Below are 15342 nucleotides of genomic sequence, written 5' to 3' on the forward strand. Positions count from 1 at the left end.
GGGCGACCGCGAGCACGGCGACGGCGCAGCACACCTACGCCGCGGCGGGCAGCTACGAGGTGACCCTCGTGGTGACGGACACGGCCGGGCACACGGCCACGGCCAAGCGGTCGGTGACCGTCACGGCCCCCGTGCCGGTCGGGCCCACGGTCCTCGGCGCGGACGCCTTCGGGCGCACCGTCGCCGGCGGCTGGGGCACGGCGGACCGCGGCGGGGCGTGGACCACGTCCGGCACGGCGAGCAGCTTCTCGGTCCAGGGCGGTCTCGGCCTCGTCCGCTCCGAGCGGGTGGGCGTCAACCGCTCGGTCGCGCTGCCCGGCCTGCAGTCGACGGCCACCGACCTCCGCCTCACGACGTCGCTCGACACGGCGCCGACGGGCGGCGGCACGTACGTCTCCGTCATCGGCCGCCGCGTCTCCGCGACCGACGACTACCGGGCCAAGCTGCGCTACCAGGCCGACGGGCGCGTGCTCGTCTACCTGACCCGCGTGGTCGGCGGCACCGAGACGACGCTCACGAGCGCCGTCGTCAGCGGTGCCGTCGCGGCCGCCGACCGGCCCCTCGAGGTCCGGTTCCAGGTCACCGGCACCGGCCCCACGGCTCTCGCGGTCAAGGTGTGGCCGCAGGGGTCGCCGGAGCCGGCGACCTGGACGAGCCGCACCACCGACACCACGGCGGTCCTCCAGGCCCGCGGCGGCATCGGCGCCCTGCTCTACGTCTCCTCGACCGGGGCGCCCGTCACGGCGCGCTTCGACGACGTGGCGGCGACCGACGTGCCCTGACCGGCACCCGGTCCGACCACGAGGCCCGCGTCCCCTCCGGGGGGCGCGGGCCTCGTGCCGTCCCCGGGCTCAGCGACCGGTCAGCCGCTCCATCTCCTCGCCGTAGCGGGCCCCGGCCACCTGCACCCGGTCGGCCGCGTCGTCGACCTCCCGCCACTCCTCGGGGGTGAGGTGGAGGTCGACGGCCCCGAGGTTCTCCTCGAGCCGGGGGAGCCGACGGGTGCCGGGGATGGGGACGACCCACGGGTGCCGCGACAGCAGCCACGCGAGGGCGAGCTGGGCGGGCGTGGCGCCGTGGGCGGCGGAGAGCCGGCCCAGGACGTCGACGAGCGCCTGGTTCGCCGCCCGGTTCTCCTCGGTGAAGCGGGGGATCGTCGTCCGCACGTCGTCGTCGGCGAAGGTCGTCCCCGCGTCCACGGTCCCCGTGAGGAAGCCCTTGCCGAGCGGGCTGAAGGGGACGAGCCCGATGCCCAGCTCGGCCAGGGTGGGCAGCACCTCGTCCTCGACCGTGCGCGTCCACAGCGAGTACTCGCTCTGGAGGGCCGTGACCGGGTGCACGGCGTGGGCGCGGCGGACCGTGCCCGCGGCCGCCTCGGAGAGGCCGAAGAAGCGGACCTTGCCCTCCTCGACGAGCTCGCCGACGACGCCGGCCACGTCCTCCACGGGCACGTCGGGGTCGACGCGGTGCTGGTAGTAGAGGTCGATCACCTCGGTGCCCAGCCGCCGCAGGGATCCCTCGGCCGCACGCCGGACGTCGTCCGGGCGGCTCGAGAGGCCCGTCTGCCGGCCGTCCGCGTCGAGCGCGAAGCCGAACTTCGTGGCGAGGACCACGTCGTCGCGGACGGGCGCGAGCGCCTCGCCGACGAGCTCCTCGTTGACCCAGGGCCCGTACACCTCGGCCGTGTCGAAGAAGGTCACCCCGCGGTCGACCGCCGCGCGGAGGAAGGTCACCGCCTCGTCCCGTCCCGGTCCCGGGCCGTAGCTCTGGCTGAAGCCCATGCACCCCAGCCCGAGGGCCGAGACCTCCAGCCCCGTGCCCAACGTCCTCGTCTCCACCACGTCCTCCTCCGGTCGGCCCGCCCGGGTGCCGAGGGCCCGTGGCCAGGAGCGTCAGCGTCCTCGCCGCCGGCGACCGCGGCGACCCGACGCAGGAGCCCGCCGTGGCCCGCTTGACCACGACGTAGCGTCAGGGTGGTCACTACGACCATGAAGATCGTCCCGGTGGCGTACCTCGCCTCCTACGCCCTCTCCGTGCTCGGCGGCTCCGTGGCCGCCGTCGTCCTCCCGCTCGTCGTCCTCGCGAGCACCGGCTCGGTCCTCGGCGCCGGGGTCGTGGCCGCCGCGACGGCCGTCCCGGCCTTCGTCGTCGGGCTCTTCGCCGGGGTCGTCGTCGACCGGGTGAACCGGCGCACCGTGTCGGTCGTCTCCGACGTCGTCTCCGCGCTGGCGCTGGCCGCGCTGCCCGTCGTCGACCTCGTGTGGGGCCTCGGCGTCGGGTGGTTCGTCCTCCTCGGCGCGGTCGGCGCGCTCGGCGACGTCCCCGGCATGACCGCCCGCGAGACGCTGCTCGCCGCGGTCGTCCGGCACAGCGGGGCGCGCGCGGAGCGCCTCGTCGGGCTCCGCGAGAGCATCGGGGCCGTCTCGGTCCTCGTCGGGCCGGCGCTGGCGGGCGTCCTCGTCGTCCTCCTCGACGGGGCCACGGCGCTGTGGGTGACGTCGGCCACGCTGGGCCTCGCCGCCCTCGCCACCCTGCTCATGCCCCGGGCGGTCGGCGCCGTCGAGCGCTCGGGCACGGCGGGGCAGCCCGTCTGGCGGACGGGCCTCGTGGACCTCCGGGACGGCTGGCGCGTGCTCGTCCGCAGCCCCTTCCTCGTCGTCGTGACGGCGATCTCGACGACGTCCCTGCTCGTCCTGGCCGCCTTCCAGGGGCTGCTCCTGCCGGTGCACTTCACGGCCCTCGGCCGCCCCGAGCTCCTCGGCGCCGTGCTGCCGTCGATCGCGGCGGGCCTGCTCGTCGGGGGCGTGCTCTTCGCGGTGCTCGGCCACCGCGGCCGCCGCCGGGCCTGGTTCGGCGGGGCGCTCGTCGGCTCGGCCGTGGGCATCGGGGTCGTCGCCGCCCTGCCGCCGCTCGTCCCGCTGCTCGGCGGCGGCGTCGTCCTCGGCCTCGCGTCGGGGTGCCTCGGCGGCCTCACGGGCGTGCTCATGGTCGAGCGGGTGCCCGAGGTGGCGCGGGGGCGGGTCTTCGCGCTGCAGAACTGCGCGGCCATGGTCGCCGCGCCGGTCGGCATCATGGGGGCCGCGCTCCTCGTCGAGGGGGCGGGTCTCGGGACGGCGGCGCTCGTCGTCGCGTCGCCCTGGCTCCTCGCGGTGGCGCTCGGCGTCCTCGCGCCGGCCACGCGCGACCTCGGGCGACGGCCGGAGGCCCTCGGCGACGGGACGGCGGACGGGACGGCCCGGGACGGGGCGGGGGACGGCGTGGGGGAGGAGGTCCGTGCGTAGCACCGAGCTGGCGCGGCTGGCGGGCGTCTCCGTCCGCACCCTGCGCCACCACCACGCCGTCGGCGTGCTGCCCGAGCCGCCGCGCGACCCCAACGGGTACCGCCGGTACGGCGTCGAGCACCTCGTGCGCACCCTGCGGGTCACGCGGCTGGCGGAGCTCGGCGTCCCCCTCGAGCGGATGCCGGCCCTGCTCGACGACGCCGCGCCCGGTGCCACGGACGCCGCCCTCGCCGCCCTCGACGACGAGCTGGCGGCGAAGGTGGCCCAGCTGGAGCGGCAGCGGGCGCTCGTCGCGGAGCTCCGCACGCTCGGGACGGCGCCGGACCAACCGCCCGCGCTCGCACGCTGGGTGGCCCTGCTCCCCGTCGTCTCGCCGGAGCAGGCCGCCGCCGACCGCGACGTGCTCGTCCTCCTCGCCCGGATGGTGGGGGAGGAGGGGCAGGCGGAGGTGGCGCGCCTCTACGAGCGGATGGCCGCGCCGGCGCTCCGGGACGTCGTGCTCGACCTCACGCGCCGCTTCGACGCGCTGGACGACGGCAGCACCGACGGGGAGGTGCGCGCCCTCGCCGACGACCTGGCCCACCACCTGGCACCGCTGCTCGCGGAGCTCGTCACCGGCGTGCCCGAGACCACGGAGGCCCCGTGGGCCGAGGTGCTCGACGCGCTGCAGCGCCACCACCTGCGCCCGCGGCAGCAGGAGGCCCTGGCCCTCACCGCGCGACGCCTGGAGGAGGCCGCGGCGACGGACGACGGCTGACGCCCGCCGGCCGGCGGGAGCGACGAGGAGCACGCCGCCGCCGCCCGACGACCGGTCCTCCGTCGCCCCCGACGTCGCGGCGCCCGCCCGACGGCCGCGGGCGGCGGCCCGTCTCCCGGGCCGCGGACCGGGCGTACCGTGGACCCGCCGCCCCGCGGCCCTCCCGCGCACCCGCCGGGACGGGCGCGACCAGCCCGACGAGACCCCCAGCCCGGCGGCCCACGTCACGTCCGCTCCGAGGAGCCCATGAGCCTGTCCGGCCTGCTCGACGTCCTGCGCACCGAGCCCGCCCTCGCCGCCGCGGCCACCGCCGCCGCCGAGGGCGCCACCGAGGTCCTCGACCTCACCACCCCCGCGGGGACCCGTCCCGCCGTCGTCGCGGAGATCGCCGCCCACCGGCCCGTCCTCGCCGTGACGGCGACCGGCCGCGCGGCCGAGGAGCTCGCGGCGTCGCTGCGGTGCTTCCTGCCCGCCGAGGTCGTCGCGGAGCTGCCGGCGTGGGAGACGCTGCCGCACGAGCGGCTCTCGCCGCGCAGCGACACCGTCGGCAAGCGGCTCGCCGTCTTCCGGCGGCTGGCCCACCCCGGCCCCGAGGGGGCGCCCGACGGCCCGGTGCGCGTCGTCGTGGCCCCCGTCCGCGCGGTCCTGCAGCCCGTCGTCCGGGGCCTCGGGGACCTGCGGCCCGTGCGGCTGCAGGCGGGGGACGTCGTCGACCTCGACGACCTCGTCGAGCGCCTCGCCGGCGCGGCCTACAGCCGGGTCGACATGGTCGAGCGGCGCGGCGACTTCGCCGTCCGCGGCGGCATCGTCGACGTCTTCCCGCCCACCCGCGACCACCCGCTGCGCGTCGAGCTCTTCGGCGACGAGGTGGAGGAGGTCCGCGAGTTCGCCGTCGCCGACCAGCGCTCCCTCGAGGTCGTGCCCGAGGGCCTGTGGGCGCCGCCGTGCCGCGAGGTCCTGCTCACCGAGGACGTGCGGCGCCGCGCCGCCGCCCTCGTGGAGCAGCTGCCCGGGGCCGCCGACATGCTCGAGAAGATCGCCGCGGGCATCGCCGTCGAGGGCATGGAGTCGCTGGCCCCCGCCCTCGTCGACGGCATGCAGCCCTTCACCGACCTCCTGCCGCGGGGCGCCCACGTCGTCGTCCTCGACCCCGAGCGGGTGCGCGCCCGCGCCCACGACCTCGTCGCCACGACGCAGGAGTTCCTCGCCGCGGCGTGGTCCAACGCGGCCGCGGGCGCGCGCACCCCGGTCGACCTGTCGTCGGCCAGCTTCCTGCCGCTGTCCGTCGCCCGCGGCGCGGCCATCGCCGCCGGGCTGCCCTGGTGGTCGCTGACGGCCTTCGGCTCCGACGAGAGCCTGGCCGAGGAGGGCCTCGCCGGCAGCCGCGACGACACCGGCGGCGTGCAGCTGCGGGCGTCCGCGCGCGACGTGCGCTCCTTCACCGGCGACGTGACGACGACGCTCGACGACGTCCGCGCGCACGCCCGCGACGGCTGGCGCCTCGTCGTCACCGCCGAGGGCCCCGGCTCCGCCGACCGCCTCGCCGAGGTGCTCCGCGAGGCCGACGTCCCGGCCCGCCGCGTGCAGAGCCTCGACGAGGCGCCCGAGCCCGGCGTCGTCCACGTGACGACGGGCGCCGGCTCGGCCGGCTTCGTCGCCGAGGGGCTCCGCCTCGCCGTCCTCACCGAGGCCGACGTCCTCGGCCGCAGCGGCCCCAGCTCGACGAAGGACATGCAGCGGCTGCCCAGCCGCCGCAAGAAGCAGGTCGACCCGCTGCAGCTGCGCCCCGGCGACCCGGTGGTCCACGAGCAGCACGGCGTCGGCCGCTTCGTCGAGATGATCCAGCGGACCATCGGCGGCGCCACGCGCGAGTACCTCGTCATCGAGTACGCGCCCAGCAAGCGCGGCCAGCCGGGGGACCGGCTCTTCGTCCCGACGGACACCCTCGACCAGGTCACCCGCTACGTGGGCGGCGAGGACCCGCCGCTCAACAAGATGGGCGGCGGCGACTGGGCCAAGACGAAGAGCCGGGCGCGCAAGGCGGTCAAGGAGATCGCCGGCGAGCTCGTGCGCCTGTACTCGGCGCGCATGGCGACGTCCGGGCACGCCTTCGGCCCCGACACCCCGTGGCAGCGCGAGCTCGAGGACGCCTTCCCCTACGTCGAGACGCCCGACCAGCTGAGCTGCATCGACGAGGTCAAGGCCGACATGGAGAAGTCGGTCCCCATGGACCGGCTCATCTGCGGCGACGTCGGCTACGGCAAGACGGAGATCGCCGTCCGCGCCGCCTTCAAGGCCGTGCAGGACGGCAAGCAGGTCGCCGTCCTCGTGCCGACGACGCTGCTCGTCCAGCAGCACCTCGAGACGTTCTCCGAGCGCTTCGCCGGCTTCCCCGTCACGGTGCGGTCGCTGTCGCGCTTCAGCACCGCGACGGAGTCCAAGGACGTCGTCGAGGGCATCACGAACGGGTCCGTCGACGTCGTCGTCGGCACCCACCGCCTGCTCGGCAGCGAGGTCCGCTTCAAGGACCTCGGGCTCGTCATCGTCGACGAGGAGCAGCGCTTCGGCGTCGAGCACAAGGAGACGCTCAAGGCGCTGCGGACCGACGTCGACGTGCTCGCGATGAGCGCGACGCCGATCCCGCGCACGCTCGAGATGGCCGTCACGGGCATCCGCGAGATGTCGACGCTCGCGACGCCGCCGGAGGAGCGCCACCCGGTGCTCACCTTCGTCGGCGCCTACGACGACAAGCAGGTCACCGCGGCCGTGCGGCGCGAGCTGCTGCGCGAGGGCCAGGTCTTCTACGTCCACAACAAGGTCGAGACGATCGACCGGGCCGCGGGCCACCTCCGCGAGCTCGTGCCCGAGGCCCGCGTGGCCGTCGCCCACGGGAAGATGAGCGAGCAGGCGCTCGAGCAGGCCGTCCTCGACTTCTACGCCAAGAAGTTCGACGTCCTGGTCTGCACGACGATCATCGAGACCGGGCTCGACATCTCCAACGCCAACACGCTCATCCTCGAGCGGGCGGAGCGCTTCGGGCTCTCGCAGCTGCACCAGCTGCGCGGGCGCGTCGGCCGCGGGCGGGAGCGGGCCTACGCCTACTTCCTCTACCCGCCGGACCGGCCGCTGACGGACACGGCCAACGACCGCCTGGCGACCATCGCGCAGAACACCGACCTCGGCGCCGGCATGCAGGTGGCCATGAAGGACCTCGAGATCCGCGGCGCCGGCAACCTCCTCGGCGGCGAGCAGTCGGGCCACATCGCCGGCGTCGGCTTCGACCTCTACATCCGGCTCGTCGGGGAGGCCGTCGCGGACTTCCGCGGCGACGACTCCGGCAAGCCGCCCGCCGAGATCAAGGTCGAGCTGCCCGTCGACGCGCACCTGCCGCACGAGTACGTGCCGCACGAGCGCCTGCGCCTGGAGGCGTACCGCAAGCTTGCCGTCGCCGAGACGCTCGAGGCGGTGCAGGAGGTCCGCGACGAGCTCGTCGACCGCTACGGCGAGCCGTCCGAGGCGAAGGGCGGCCAGGCGGTGGAGAACCTCCTCGCCGTGGCGAGGTTCCGCGTGCGGGCCCGGAAGGCCGGCATCACCGAAGTCAGCGCGCAGGGGACCAACGTCCGCTTCGCCCCGATTGAGCTGCGGGACAGCCAGACCCTGCGCCTGCGCCGGCTCTACCCGGGCTCGCTCGTCAAGCCCGCCATCCGGGCGGTCCTCGTCCCGGCGCCGAAGACCGGCGGCATCGGCGGCAAGCCGCTGCGCGGGCTCGAGCTGCTCGACTGGGCGGCCGACCTCCTCGAGGCGGTCGTCGGGGACGACGTCGCCGCGGCGGGGAAGGTGGCGGCGGGGGCGGGCGCCCGGTGAGCGAGGCCCCGCCCACCGGTCCTCCCGACCCTCTCCGCGAGCTCGTCGCCGTCATGGACCGCCTGCGCTCCCCGGGCGGCTGCGCCTGGGACGCTGAGCAGACGCACGCGTCGCTCGCCCCGTACGCGCTGGAGGAGGCGCACGAGGTCGTCGAGGCGATCGAGTCCGGGACGGCCGCCGACCTCCGCGAGGAGCTGGGGGACCTGCTGCTGCAGGTGGTCTTCCACGCACGGGTCGCGCAGGACGGGCCGGAGGCCGACCGCTTCGACGTCGACGACGTCGCCGCGGGCGTCACCGCCAAGCTCGTGCACCGCCACCCGCACGTCTTCGCCGCGGCGGAGGGGGCCGACCCGCTCGCCGCCGCCGACGTCGAGGCGGGCTGGGAGGCCCGCAAGCGGCAGGAGAAGCAGCGGGACAGCGCCTTCGACGGGGTGCCGGTGGCCCTGCCGGCGCTCGCCCGGGCGGCGAAGGTGCTGGGGCGGGCGCGCCGGGCCGACCTCGACGTCGCCCCGCTGCTGCCGGGGCCGGCGGCCGACGACCTCGGGGACCGCCTCCTCGCGGTCGTCGCCGGGGCGCTGGCCGACGACCCGCGCGCCGACCCCGAGGCCGCGCTCCGCGCCGCGGTCCGCCGGCTCGAGGACGCCGCCCGGGCGGACGAGCGCGCGGCGCCGGCTCGTCACGCCCCGTCCGGGAGGTGACGGCACGGACCGTTGGTCCACCTGTCACCGTCCAGGGGGGTTTTGCCCGCCCCCGTTCACAACTACGGTCGGCGACGACCGGCCGCTCCGGCGGCTCCCTCGCCAGACCGGAGGCACCCTCCGTGCGACACGGCCCCGCCGCTCCGGGCGACGACGCCCGCCCCGGCTTCACCGTCCGCTCCCCCCGGGCGCCGCGCCCGGCCGCGCCCGTCGCCGGTGCGCGTCCCCCCGTCGCGACGCCCTCCCGCCCGCCCCGTCGCCCCGCCCGCGAGTGGCGGCCGCTGCACGTCGCGATGGTGGGGCAGAAGGGCCTGCCCGCCACCTACGGCGGCGTGGAGCACCACGTCGAGGAGGTCGGCCGCCGCCTCGTCGAGCGGGGCCACCGCGTCACCGCCTACTGCCGCAAGGGCTACGGCGGCTGGCCCGACGCGCGCCCCGGCGCCACGGGCCAGCACCTCGGCATCGAGCTCGTGACGACGCCGGCCCTGCGCTCCAAGCACCTCGACGCCCTCACGCACAGCGCCACGTCCGCGGCGCACGCCGTCGGCCGCGGCGCCGACGTCGTCCACCTCCACGCGCTCGGCCCCGGGCTGCTCTCGCCGCTCGTGCGGATGGCGCCCGGCGTCCGCGTCGTCCAGACCGTCCACGGCCTCGACCACGAGCGCGCCAAGTGGGGCGGGCTGGCCCGCCGCGTCCTCGGCCTCGGGCACACCGTCTCCGGCCACGCGCCGGACGAGCTCGTCGTCGTCTCGCGCGCGCTGCAGGAGCACTACCGCACGCGCTTCGGGCGCGAGAGCGTCCTCGCGCCGAACGGCACGCCCGCGCCGCGCGACGTCCCCCGCGCCACGCTCGACCCGCTCCTCGGCCGGGGCCTCGGCAGCGACGGCGGCCGGTACCTCCTCTTCGTCGGCCGGCTCGTGCCCGAGAAGCGTCCCGACCTCCTCCTCGAGGCCTTCCGGGCCGTGGCCGACCCCGACGTCCGGCTCGTCGTCGTCGGCGACTCCTCCTTCTCCGACGACGTCACCGCCGCCCTCCACGCGCAGGCCCGGCAGGACCCGCGCGTCGTCCTCACGGGCTACCAGTACGGCGACGTGCTCGCCGCGCTCGTGCAGCACGCCGAGGCCCTCGTCCAGCCGTCGGCGCTCGAGGGCATGCCCCTGACGGTGCTCGAGGCGCTCGCCGCCGGGACGCGCGTCGTCGCGAGCGACATCGCGCCGCACGTCGAGCTGCTGGGGCGCGCGCCCTCGCGCCACCGCCTCGTGCCCGTCGACGACGCCGCGGCCCTGGCCGCCGCGCTGGACTCGGTGCTGGCCGAGCGCCCCGCCGCCTCGCGGTGCCCCGCCGCGACGGACCCGGTGCGCGAGCGCGTCCTCGCCGAGCACTGCTGGGACGCGGCCACCGACCTGCTCGAGGACGTCTACCTGCAGGTGACCGCGGGGCGCCGCCGGTGAGCGCACCGGCCACGCCGGCGCCGAGCCGCTCCCCGGACGACCACGGCGCCGTCCCCGACGACGACCGGGACGGCGACGCGCGCCCGGCCCGCGGCGGCCGCGCCGTCACCGCCCTGCTCGTGCTCCTCGTCGTCCTCGCGGCCGGGGCCGTCGGGGCGGGCGCCGCGGACGGCGGGGGAGCGGGCGTCGTCCTGCCCGTCGCCGTCGCGGCCGCCGCGCTCGTCGGCCTCCTGGCCGCGACCCGGCTGCTCCTCGTCGTCGCGCTGCTCCTCGCGGTGCGGACCTCGCTCGACGTCGTCGGCGGGGGCGGCCCGGGCCTGGCCCGGGCGCTCGACCCGGCCGGGCTCGCCTCGGTGCTGCTCGTCGTCGCCACGGCGGCCGCCGTCGTCGTGCGGCGGTCCCAGGGCGAGCCGCTGCCGCGCTCGGCCCTGCGGACGGCCTTCCTCCTCTTCACCGGCGCCGCGGCGCTGAGCCTCCTCGGGGCCGCCGCGCCCGCCGCCGGGCTCGTGGAGCTGCTGCGCCTCGCCTCCGTCGTGGCGATGCTCGTCGTCCTCCAGGTCCTCGTGACGTCGCGGCGCCGCCTCGTCGTCGTCCTCGCCGCGGTGGGCGCGGCCGCGGTGGCCCCGCTCGGCGTCGGCCTGGCGCAGGTCGCCGGCCTCGTCCCCCTCGGCGCCCCCGTCGCGGGGGCCGCGGGCGTGCTCGGCCGGCTGACCGGGCCCTTCGACCACCCGACGACGTACGCCCGCGTGCTCCTCGTCCTCGTGCTCGTCGGCCTCGCCCTGCTGCCGGCGCTCCCGCGCCGCGGGCGGGTGCCGCTGGGGCTCGCCCTCCTCGTCGGCACGGGTCTGCTGCTCGCGACCCTGACCCGCGGCGCCGTCCTCGCCGGGCTCGTCGGCGTCGTCGTCCTCGCCGTCGTCCAGCGCCGCCCGGCCGTCCTCCTCGGCACCCTCGGGGCGGGGGCAGCCGGCTGGCTGCTCCTGCCGGGCGTCGCCGACCGCTTCGGCCAGGTGGCCTCCGGGACGGCGGCCGACCCCACCGGCAACAGCCTCGCGTGGCGGCTCGACTACTGGTCCCAGGTGCTGCCGCTCGTCGCGGACCGCCCGCTGACGGGCGTGGGCCTCGACGGCGTCCGGGCCCTCACCGACGCGGGCAAGCTCCCGCACAACGACTACCTGCGCGCGCTCGTCGAGACGGGCGTCCTCGGCCTCCTCGCGCACGCCGCGGTCATGGCCGCGCTCGTCGGCACGGGCCTCGCCGCGCTGCGCGCCACGGCGCCCGGCCGCGACCTGCGCGCCCTCGGCGCCCGCCGTCCCGGCGGGCCGCGCACGTCGCTCGAGCACGCGACGGCGGCGGCCGCCACGGCCGTCGGCGCCGCGGTCGTCGTCGCCAGCGCCGCGGCCAACCTCGTCACGGGCGTCGTCGTGCTCTGGTACGTCGTGGCCCTCGCCGCCTGCGCCGGCGCCCTCGCGCGCGGGCTCGTCACCCCCGTGCCCGCGGCCCTCCCTCCCACCACGGCCACCGCCGCCGGTCCTGCCGTCACCGAGACCGCTGCGACCGGGACCGCCGGCCCCGGGCCCCGGGCCGACCACCCCGCGGCCCCCGCGCCGTGACCCCGCCCCCTCCTCCCCGACGCGCGACCTCATCGGGCCGTGGGAGCGCGCCCACGCCCCGATGAGGTCGCACGTCGGGGGAGCGGGGCGACCGGTCGGGGGAGCGGGGCGGTCGGCGGGGTCGCCGGGTGACCAGGCACCGCCCGGGGGCGCGGTCGCGCGCGCGGGCCGCGGCGGCGGGCTCGCCCTCGTCGGCGCGCTGTGCTCGCAGGGCGCGCTCCTCCTCCTCGTCGTCCTCGTGGCCCGGCAGGGCGCGCTCGACGTCGGCCGGTACACGACCGCCGTCGCCACGCAGTCGCTCCTCGTCCTCCTGGCGCTCGCGGGCTTCCGCGCCGCGCTGACACGGTTCGCCGCCGTCCACCTCGCCGACGGCGACGGCGCCCGCCTGCGCGGCCTCCTGCTCCTCGGCCTCGGCACGAGCGGCGCGCTGGCCCTCGCCGGCGCGCTCGTCCTCGGCCTCGCCGCGCCCCTGCTCGCCGGGGTGCTGGGCGACCCGGCGCTCGTCCCGCTGCTGCGGCTCGTCGCGCTCGCCCTGCCCGGGGCCGTGCTGGCCGAGGCGGCGCTGTCGGCGACGCAGGGGTGGCGGACGCAGCGGGCGCACACGCTCGTGGGGCGGGTGGCCGAGCCGCTGCTGCGGCTCGGGCTCACCGCGCTCGCCCTCGCCCTCGGCGCCGGGACGACGGGCGCCGTGGCGGTCCTCGTCGTCTCGGGGTGGTCCGGCGCCGTCGTCGCCCTGCTCGTCCTGCGCCGCTGGACGCGCCGGGCCGCCCCGGCGCCGGGGCGCGTCGTCGAGGTGCGCTCGGTCCTGTCCTTCGCGGTCGTCAGCTGGGTGGCGTCGGTCGCGGCGACCGGCCTCGTGTGGGCCGACGTCCTCCTCCTCGGCGCGCTCGCCACCCAGGAGGAGGTCGGCGCGTACGCGGTGGCGACGCGCCTGGCCGCCCTCGTCGTCCTCGCCGCCCCGCCCGTCGTCGGCGCGGCCTCGCCCCACCTCGCGCACCTGCTGCACGTCGGCGACCGCGCCGGCGCCGCCCGGGTCTACGCCGCCGCGACGCGCTGGACGCTGCTGCTCGCCCTGCCGGCCGCCGTCGTCGTCGCCCGCCACCCGGAGGACCTCCTGGGCGTCTTCGGCGGCGGGTACGCGGCCGCCGCGCCCGTGACGCTCGTGCTGCTCGTCGGCCACCTCGTCGCGGCGGCGGCCGGACCCTGCACCGCGCTGCTGACGATGGCCGGCCGGGTGCGGCTGTCGATGGCCGTCAACGTGGCCGTGCTCGTCGGCGACGTCGTCCTCGTGCTCGTCCTCGTGCCCCGGTACGGGGCGCTCGGCGCCGCGGTGGCGTGGGCCGTGGCGCTCGTCGTCGGCAACACCGTCAAGCTCGTGCTGGCCCGGACGGCGGTCGGCGTGCGGGCCGGCGCCGAGGGCGGCCTGCGCCTCGCCGGCGCGACGGCGGCCGGCGCGCTCGTGTCCGTCCCGGCCGGCCGGCTCGCCGGTGCCGTCGCGGGCCCGGAGGGCCTGCTCGACGCCGCCTGGGCGGGCGCCGTCCTCGTCACCGGGCCCGCGGTCCTCCTGACCTTCGCCGCGGTGCTGCTGCTCGCGGGCCTGCCCCCCGAGGACCGCGAGCTGGCGGCGGCGGCGACCCGGCGGCTGCGGCGCCGGGGAGCCCGCCGGCCGGGACCGCCCCCCGGGGGACCGGCCCCGGGCTGACCGTCCGGGCCGGGGAGCGTCACCCGGAGGAGCGTCCGGGACCGAGCACCGCGGTCGGTGCGCGCCCGTACGCTGCCCGGCGGCGGCCGTACGGCCGCCCGCGCACCGCGGCCCCGGCCCGGTGCCGTCCGGTGACGGCGCAGGACCGAGGAGGTCGGGTGGAGATCGGCGAGTGGCTCCGGGCCCGGCGGTGGCGCCTGCCCCTCCTCCTGCTCCTGCCGCTGCTCGCGGCGGGCGTGGCGGTGTGGCTCGTCAGCACCCAGCCGCAGCCGCGCGGGGCGACCGCCACCGTCGAGGTCCCCGCCCTCGTCGGCACCCCCGGCGGCCTCTTCCCGGGCAGCTCGGGGACCGACCAGTACGTCGAGGCGTACCTCTCCGCCGCCACCGGCCCGACGGTGCGCCGTGCGGCCGCGGAGGCCACCGGCCTCGACCTCGCCGTCGTCGAGGACGGGCTCGACGTGCGACGGGCGGCCGGCTCGTCCCGCGTCCTCGTCCGCTTCGAGGCGCCGCGGGGGACCGCCCCGGCGGAGGCCGACGCGGTCGTGCCGGCGGTGCTCGCCGAGGTGACGGCCGCGACCGCGGACGAGCTCTTCGGCGAGCCGGTCCGCATCGCCGAGGACCAGCTCGAGGCCGCCCGCGGCCGCTTCGCCGAGGCCAGCGCGCGGGTCAGCGCCGTGGGCGCCGACGAGGGCGTGGCCGACCCGCGGCAGGCCTACTCCTCGCAGCTGTCCCTCATGAACAGCCTCCGCACCCAGACGGCCTCGGCCGAGGCGCGGGGCGACGGCACGGGCGCGCTCGAGGACGCCGCCGAGGAGGCGCAGGCGGGGCTCGAGGCCTTCGCCCCGCTGCTGGCGGAGCTCGACACCCTCGAGGGCGAGCAGGACGTCGCCGAGTCCCGGCTTCAGGGCGCCCAGGAGGACCTCGACGACCTCCGCGCCGAGCAGACGGCCGCCGACACCGCGCGGACGACCTCGACCGGCCCGGTCGGCGAGCCCGGCCTGCGGGCGCTCGTCCTCGACGTCGTCCTGCCCGCGGCCGCGGGCGGCCTCGTCCTCGCCGTCCTCCTGCTCCTGCTGCTCGAGGCCCTGCCGCGACGGGACCGCCGTGGGCGCCGCGACCGGCGCCGCGGCCGCCCGGCGCGCGCCGCGGCCCCCCGCGCGGACGACGCCGCCCCGGCGGAGGACCCGGTGCCGGCCGAGCGCCGCTGACCCGCCGCCGGCCGGCCCCCGGGCGTCGGCCGAACGGCTGACCTCCGGCGCGGGGGCGGCTCAGCGGCTGCCGCGGGCCGTCGATGACCTCCCTCGACCCCGGGGAGCCCTGCCCCCCGCCCCCGGGCGTCTCCCGCAGCACCCGCGACCACCACCCACCGACCGGCGTCGGCGGCCCGCCCCGGGGCGCGGCCCCGGCGGCCGGGGACGAGGAGCACCGCGATGGCGTCCCCCCTCACCGAGGACCACGGCCTGGTCCTCTCGCGCGCCGCGGTCACGAGCAGCGACGGGCACGACCTCGGGCCCGTCGTCGACCTCTACTTCGACGACCGCACCGGCCGCCCCACGTGGGCCGCGGTCCGGGCCGCCCCGACGGCGCCCGGTGCGCCGCCGCTGGCCCTCGTGCCGCTGGCGGGCGCCACCTGCGCCCGCGGCGTCGTCCGGGTGGAGGCCACGGCCGCGCAGGTCGCCGGCGCCCCCGCCTGCCGCGTCTGCGACCGCGTCGACGTCGCGGACGAGGAGCGCCTCTACCGCCACTACGGCCTGCGGCCCCCGGTCCCGCCCGTCGCGCCGCCGGCCGCCCGCACGGGCGAGCACGACGACGTCGGCGCGACCGACGGCGCCGGCCCCGGCCCGGTCCTCGCCCCGGGGCCGGACCAGCCGGAGCCCGTCTAGCTGTACTGCCCAGGGACGTTGATCAACCTGGTGATGGGCGGGACCTTGCCGATGGCGGAGTGGGGTCGGTGATGGTTGTACCGGTGGAGGAAGGCC

At 78.3% G+C, this 15342-nt stretch carries 11 protein-coding genes; 10 read left to right on the top strand and 1 reads right to left on the bottom strand.

All coding sequences use genetic code 11. The features are described from left to right. On the top strand, positions 1-782 hold a 782-nt coding region (locus tag EDC03_RS17630), incomplete at its 5' end, for a PKD domain-containing protein (protein ID WP_123380364.1). Between the two features lie 69 nt (positions 783-851). On the opposite strand, the gene EDC03_RS11530 is transcribed toward EDC03_RS17630, so the two are convergent. Then, the gene (locus EDC03_RS11530; protein ID WP_123380365.1) at positions 852-1838 is read right to left on the bottom strand and encodes an aldo/keto reductase; all 987 of its coding nucleotides are present in this window, start codon (positions 1836-1838) and stop codon (positions 852-854) included. A gap of 135 nt (positions 1839-1973) precedes the next feature. On the opposite strand from EDC03_RS11530, the gene EDC03_RS11535 reads away from it, so the two are divergent. The 9 genes from EDC03_RS11535 (at position 1974) to EDC03_RS11575 (ending at position 15246) form a co-directional block, all read left to right on the top strand. Next, positions 1974-3281: an MFS transporter gene (locus EDC03_RS11535; RefSeq protein WP_199720178.1), complete on the top strand. Its 1308-nt coding sequence runs from the start codon at positions 1974-1976 to the stop codon at positions 3279-3281. Next, the gene (locus EDC03_RS11540; protein WP_123380367.1) at positions 3274-4038 is read left to right on the top strand and encodes a MerR family transcriptional regulator; all 765 of its coding nucleotides are present in this window, start codon (positions 3274-3276) and stop codon (positions 4036-4038) included. Before EDC03_RS11535 ends, EDC03_RS11540 begins: the two co-directional genes overlap by 8 nt. A 246-nt stretch (positions 4039-4284) precedes the next feature. Next, positions 4285-7902 carry a transcription-repair coupling factor gene (gene mfd / locus EDC03_RS11545; RefSeq protein WP_123380368.1) on the top strand — a complete coding sequence of 1206 codons (3618 nt, stop codon included), beginning with the start codon at positions 4285-4287 and terminating at the stop codon, positions 7900-7902. Continuing rightward, positions 7899-8600, top strand: a complete 702-nt coding sequence (locus tag EDC03_RS11550) for a nucleoside triphosphate pyrophosphohydrolase (protein WP_241967155.1) — start codon at positions 7899-7901, stop codon at positions 8598-8600. Before mfd ends, EDC03_RS11550 begins: the two co-directional genes overlap by 4 nt. Before the next feature lie 122 nt (positions 8601-8722). Continuing rightward, positions 8723-10051 (top strand): glycosyltransferase family 4 protein, encoded by a 1329-nt coding sequence (locus EDC03_RS11555; RefSeq protein ID WP_123380369.1) that lies wholly within the window; start codon positions 8723-8725, stop codon positions 10049-10051. Then, positions 10048-11661: an O-antigen ligase family protein gene (locus EDC03_RS11560; RefSeq protein WP_123380370.1), complete on the top strand. Its 1614-nt coding sequence runs from the start codon at positions 10048-10050 to the stop codon at positions 11659-11661. The genes EDC03_RS11555 and EDC03_RS11560 overlap by 4 nt, the downstream gene beginning before the upstream one ends. Positions 11662-11722: 61 nt before the next feature. Continuing rightward, positions 11723-13363, top strand: coding sequence for an oligosaccharide flippase family protein (locus EDC03_RS11565; protein WP_123380371.1), 1641 nt, complete (start codon positions 11723-11725; stop codon positions 13361-13363). 158 nt (positions 13364-13521) lie between these two features. Next, the gene (locus tag EDC03_RS11570) at positions 13522-14571 is read left to right on the top strand and encodes a GumC domain-containing protein (protein WP_123380372.1); all 1050 of its coding nucleotides are present in this window, start codon (positions 13522-13524) and stop codon (positions 14569-14571) included. 222 nt (positions 14572-14793) lie between these two features. Beyond that, entirely contained in the window at positions 14794-15246 is a 453-nt protein-coding gene (locus EDC03_RS11575; protein ID WP_123380373.1) for a hypothetical protein, read from the top strand. Positions 15247-15342 lie beyond the last annotated feature (96 nt).

The organism is Pseudokineococcus lusitanus (genome assembly GCF_003751265.1).
GTDB classification, from domain to species: Bacteria; Actinomycetota; Actinomycetes; order Actinomycetales; family Quadrisphaeraceae; genus Pseudokineococcus; species Pseudokineococcus lusitanus.